The following is a 5116-nucleotide window of genomic DNA, read 5'->3' as shown; positions in this document are numbered from 1 at the left end:
GCTGGCGGCATCACCCAGCATATCGGCGCCTATCACGTGGAAGACCAGCACGGCGGCGTGACCTTCCTCGACACCCCGGGCCACGCGGCGTTCACCGCCATGCGTGCACGCGGTGCCAAGGCCACCGACGTGGTCATCCTGGTGGTGGCGGCCGACGATGGCGTCATGCCCCAGACCATCGAGGCGATCGAGCACTCCAAGGCAGCCGAAGTGCCGATGGTGGTGGCGGTCAACAAGATCGACAAGGAAGGCGCGGACTTCGACCGTATCCGCAACGAGCTTTCCCAGCATGGGGTCATTTCCGAGGAGTGGGGTGGCGATACGCAGTTCGTCCACGTCTCGGCCAAGACGGGCGACGGCATCGAGGAGCTGCTGGAGGCGATCCAGCTGGTTTCCGAAGTCCTCGAGCTCAAGGCGGTTCCCGAAGCGCCCGGCAAGGGTGTGGTGGTCGAGTCGCGTCTCGACAGGGGGCGCGGCCCGGTGGCCACCGTGCTGGTCCAGAACGGTACCCTGCGCAAGGGCGACATCGTCCTGGCCGGCCTGCACTACGGCCGTGTGCGTGCGCTGACCAACGAGCTCGGCCAGCAGGTCGACGCCGTGGGTCCGGCGATGCCGGTGGAGATCCAGGGTCTCGACGGTACCCCGGATGCCGGTGACGACTTCATGGTCGTGGCCGACGAGAAGAAGGCCCGCGAGGTCGCCAACTTCCGTCAGGGCAAGTATCGCGAAGTGCGCCTGGCGCGTCAGCAGAAGGCCAAGCTGGAGAACATGTTCAGCCAGATGGGCCAGGACGAGGTGGCCAAGGTCAACATCGTGCTGAAGGCCGATGTGCAGGGCTCGCTGGAAGCCATCAAGGCGCCCTGGAAGAGCTCTCCACCGGCGAAGTCGAAGTGGCTGTGGTCTCCTCCGGCGTGGGCGGCATCACAGGTACCGATGCCAACCTGGCGCTGGCCTCCGAGGCCATCGTGGTGGGCTTCAACGTCCGTGCCGATGCGGCCGCCCGTGAGATCATCGAGCGTGAAGGCCTGGATCTGCGCTACTACAGCGTGATCTATCAGCTGATCGACGAGGTCAAGCAGGCCATGAGCGGCATGCTGGCACCGGAGTGGAAGGAAGAGATCGTCGGCGTGGCCGAGGTTCGTGATGTCTTCCGCGCACCGAAGATCGGCGCCGTGGCGGGCTGCATGGTTGTCGAGGGCAGCGTGCATCGCAACAAGAAGATCCGCGTGCTGCGCGACAACGTGGTCATCTACGAAGGCGAGCTCGAGTCCCTGCGTCGCTTCAAGGACGACGTCAGCGAAGTGCGTAACGGCATGGAGTGTGGCATCGGCGTGAAGAACTACAATGACGTTCAGGTTGGCGACAAGATCGAAGTTTTCGATCAGGTCAAGGTCGAGCGGACGCTCTAACCGGCCAAGGAGTCGAGCATGCGCGAATTCAAGCGTACCGACCGTGTCGGCGATCAGCTGCAGAAGGAGCTGGCGGTGCTGATCCAGCGCGAGGTCAAGGACCCGCGCCTGGGGATGGTCACGGTGAGCGGCGTCGAGGTCAGCCGTGACCTCGGCTATGCCGACGTGCACGTGACCCTGCTGGGCGAGGAGGATCCCGAGCGCATCCGGGAGAATCTCAAGGTGCTCAAGCAGGCCGCGGGGTTCCTGCGTAGCCAGGTGGCCCGGCGGATCAAGCTGCGCCACGTGCCGGAGCTGCGCTTTCATTATGATGAGAGCGTGGTGCGTGGCCAACGGCTGTCGTCGCTGATCGACGAGGCGGTCTCCCGTGATCGTGCCCGTAACGAGGCCGAGGACGGCGAAGCTGCCGGCAATCACGACGGCGACGTCGGTGACGGCCAGGCGCGCGGTGGCAACGAGGACGAGAAGGACTGATGGCGCGTCGTCGCCGTGGTCTGCCGGTCAACGGGGTGCTACTGCTCGACAAGCCCCAGGGTGCGTCGAGCAACCATGCCCTGCAGCGTGCCCGACGCCTGTTCCAGGCACAGAAGGCGGGCCACACCGGCACTCTCGACCCCATGGCGACGGGGCTGTTGCCGGTCTGCTTCGGCGAGGCGACCAAGTTCTCCTCGTTCCTGCTGGAGGCCGACAAGGTCTATCGCACCCGCGTCCAGCTGGGTGTGGTGACCGACACTGGCGATGCCGAGGGAGAAGTGGTCGAACGCCAGGCGGTGCCGGCACTGAGCGAGGCGGACATTGAGGCGGTGCTGGCGCGGTTTCGCGGCGAGATCGAACAGGTTCCGCCCATGTACTCGGCGCTCAAGCATCAGGGCGCAAGCTCTACGAGCTGGCCCGGGAGGCAAGACGGTGGAGCGTGCAGCCCGACGCGTGACGGTGTATGATGCGCGCCTTCTGGCCCACGACGGCGATGCCTTCACGCTGGAAGTGCGATGCAGCAAGGGCACCTATATCCGCACCCTGGCCGAAGACATCGGTCGGGCGCTCGGATGTGGCGCCCATATCACCGCGCTGCGGCGGCTCAAGACCGGCCCCTTCGATGCCAGCGAGATGGTGGCCTTCGATGGACTGGAGGCCCGGCCCGACCAGGCTGACCTCGAGGCAAGGCTCTTGCCGGTGGATGTGCTGGTTGCGCATCTGCCGTCCCTGGAGCTTGATGTCGAGGCCGTGACGCGGCTGCAGCACGGGCAGTCGGCCGTCGTCTCGCCGGGCGCCATGCGCCCGGCGAGAGACAAGACTCTATCACGACGGGACCTTTGTGGGTCTCGGCGTGGTCAGGGCGACAGGGGAAATCGCCCCCCGTCGCCTGCTGAGTACCGCTACGGCGGACTCGGTGTGAGACCAGCGCCTTAGGGCGCAGGCGTGGAGACTGCAAATATGCGTGGTCTCCGACATTCATGACTCAGGCATATTGCTTACTGGAGAGACAGATGGCACTTACCGCCGAAAAGAAGGCCGAAATCGTCAATGAATTCGGTCGTGGTGACAACGACACCGGTTCCCCCGAAGTGCAGGTAGCCCTGCTCAGCGCCAACATCGACGGCCTGCAGGATCACTTCAAGACCAACAAGCAGGATCACCACTCACGTCGTGGCCTGATCCGCATGGTCAATCAGCGCCGCAAGCTGCTTGACTACCTGAAGCGCAAGGATTTCGAACGCTATCAGGCATTGATCCAGCGTCTGGGCCTGCGTCGTTAATCGACGTTTTCCAGCGCGACAATGAACGGGCAGCCCTTGGGGCTGCCCGTTTTGCGTTTACGGCTGCCGAATCGCGAGGGACGCCGGGGGCAGGCCGAAGAGGAGGTCTTTTGCCATGGAAGGCAAAAGTAGCGCCCAGGTATGGGTTCACAGCGCCTCCTCGCAGGCCTGTCGCCGGCATAGTCCCACGAGTCGGGGAGATATATCGCGACTGCCCTGTCGAAATATCGCTAACCGGTGGCCCTCGCGCGCGTCAACCCCTAAAATAGTCGCCGAGTCAAAACGACCCAGACATCGAAAAGTTGAAGGAAATCGCCGTGAATCCGGTCAAGAAAACGTTTCAGTACGGTCGCAGCACCGTCACCCTGGAAACCGGGCGCATCGCCCGCCAGGCACATGGGGCCGTATTGGTCACCATGGACGATACCGTGGTGCTGTGTACCGTCGTCGCCAAGAAAGAGCTCAAGCCAGGTCAGGACTTCTTCCCCCTGGCGGTGTTCTATCAGGAAAAAACCTACGCGGTCGGCAAGATCCCCGGCGGCTTCTTCAAGCGCGAGGGGCGTCCCACCGAGAAGGAGACCCTCACCTCCCGCCTGATCGATCGCCCGATTCGCCCGCTGTTCCCCAAGGGCTTCATGAACGAGGTGCAGGTGATCTGTACCGTGCTCTCCACCGACCGCAACCATGACCCGGACATCGCCGCCATGCTCGGCACTTCCGCGGCGCTGTGCATCGCCGGCGTGCCGTTCAACGGCCCCCTGGGTGCCGCGCGGGTGGGCTTCGACGAGGAGAAGGGCTACTTCCTCAACCCCACGGTGGAGGAGCTCGCCAACTCCGAGCTGAACATGGTGGTCGCCGGTACCGAGAAAGCGGTGCTGATGGTGGAGTCCGAGGCCAAGGAGCTGCTCGAGGACGAGATGCTGGGCGCCGTGCTCTATGGCCATCAGGAGATGCAGGTCGCCATCAAGGCCATCGAGGAGCTCACCGCCGAGGCCGGCAAGCCGAAGTGGGACTGGCAGCCGCCCGCCGAGAACACGCCCCTCAAGGAAGCCGTTGCGCAGGGCTTCGAAGCCAAGGTGGGCGAGGCCTACCGTGTCACCGACAAGATGGCTCGTCAGGACGCTCTGTCGGCACTCAAGGCCGAGGCCGTAGAGCAGCTCGCCGGTGAAGAGGAAGGCAAGTTCGATGCCGACGAGGTCAAGGGTGCCTTCGCCGCGCTGGAGAAGCGGGTGGTGCGCTCTCGCGTGGTCAAGGGTGAGCCGCGCATCGACGGTCGCGACCAGAAGACCGTGCGTCCGCTGAATATCGAAGTGGGTAGCCTGCCCAAGACCCATGGTTCGTCGATCTTCACCCGCGGCGAGACCCAGGCGATCGTTATCGCCACTCTGGGTACCCTGCGCGATGCCCAGCTGATCGAGTCGCTGGAGGGTGAGCGCAAGGATCGCTTCATGCTGCACTACAACTTCCCCCCCTATTGCGTGGGTGAAGCCGGCTTCATGGGCGGGCCCAAGCGTCGCGAAATCGGCCACGGTCGCCTGGCCCGTCGCAGCATCGAGGCCATGCTGCCTTCGTCCGAGGATTTCCCCTACACCATCCGTGTGGTCTCCGAGATCACCGAGTCCAACGGCTCGAGCTCCATGGCATCCGTGTGCGGCTCCTCGCTGGCACTGATGGACGCCGGCGTGCCGATGAAGGCACCGGTGGCGGGCATCGCCATGGGTCTGGTCAAGGATGCCGACGGCTTTGCCGTGTTGACCGATATCCTGGGCGACGAGGATCACCTGGGCGACATGGACTTCAAGGTGGCCGGTTCGGCGGCCGGTGTGACCGCCCTGCAGATGGATATCAAGATCGAGGGGATCAACGAGGAGATCATGGAGGTCGCCCTGCAGCAGGCCAATGAGGCCCGCCTGCATATCCTCCAGCAGATGAACGACGTGATCGCCCAGA

Annotated in this window: 3 protein-coding genes and 2 pseudogenes; all 5 read left to right on the top strand. The window is 64.2% G+C overall.

What is annotated here, in order from left to right; all coding sequences use genetic code 11:
- Positions 1–1409: pseudogene (infB, locus tag Q427_RS26485) on the top strand (translation initiation factor IF-2); the annotation flags it as partial.
- Positions 1410–1427: 18 nt separating this feature from the next.
- Positions 1428–1883, top strand: coding sequence for a 30S ribosome-binding factor RbfA (gene rbfA / locus Q427_RS26480; protein ID WP_043518468.1), 456 nt, complete (start codon positions 1428–1430; stop codon positions 1881–1883).
- Positions 1883–2805, top strand: a pseudogene (gene truB, locus Q427_RS37220) (tRNA pseudouridine(55) synthase TruB). Before rbfA ends, truB begins: the two are co-directional and overlap by 1 nt.
- A 91-nt stretch (positions 2806–2896) precedes the next feature.
- Positions 2897–3166 (top strand): 30S ribosomal protein S15, encoded by a 270-nt coding sequence (gene rpsO, locus Q427_RS26470; protein ID WP_043512930.1) that lies wholly within the window; start codon positions 2897–2899, stop codon positions 3164–3166.
- Between the two features lie 317 nt (positions 3167–3483).
- Positions 3484–5116: polyribonucleotide nucleotidyltransferase (gene pnp / locus Q427_RS26465; protein ID WP_197030834.1), on the top strand; the 1633-nt coding region annotated here is incomplete at its 3' end.

The organism is Halomonas sp. BC04 (genome assembly GCF_000568385.1).
This window is presented reverse-complemented; position numbering and strand designations above follow the sequence as displayed.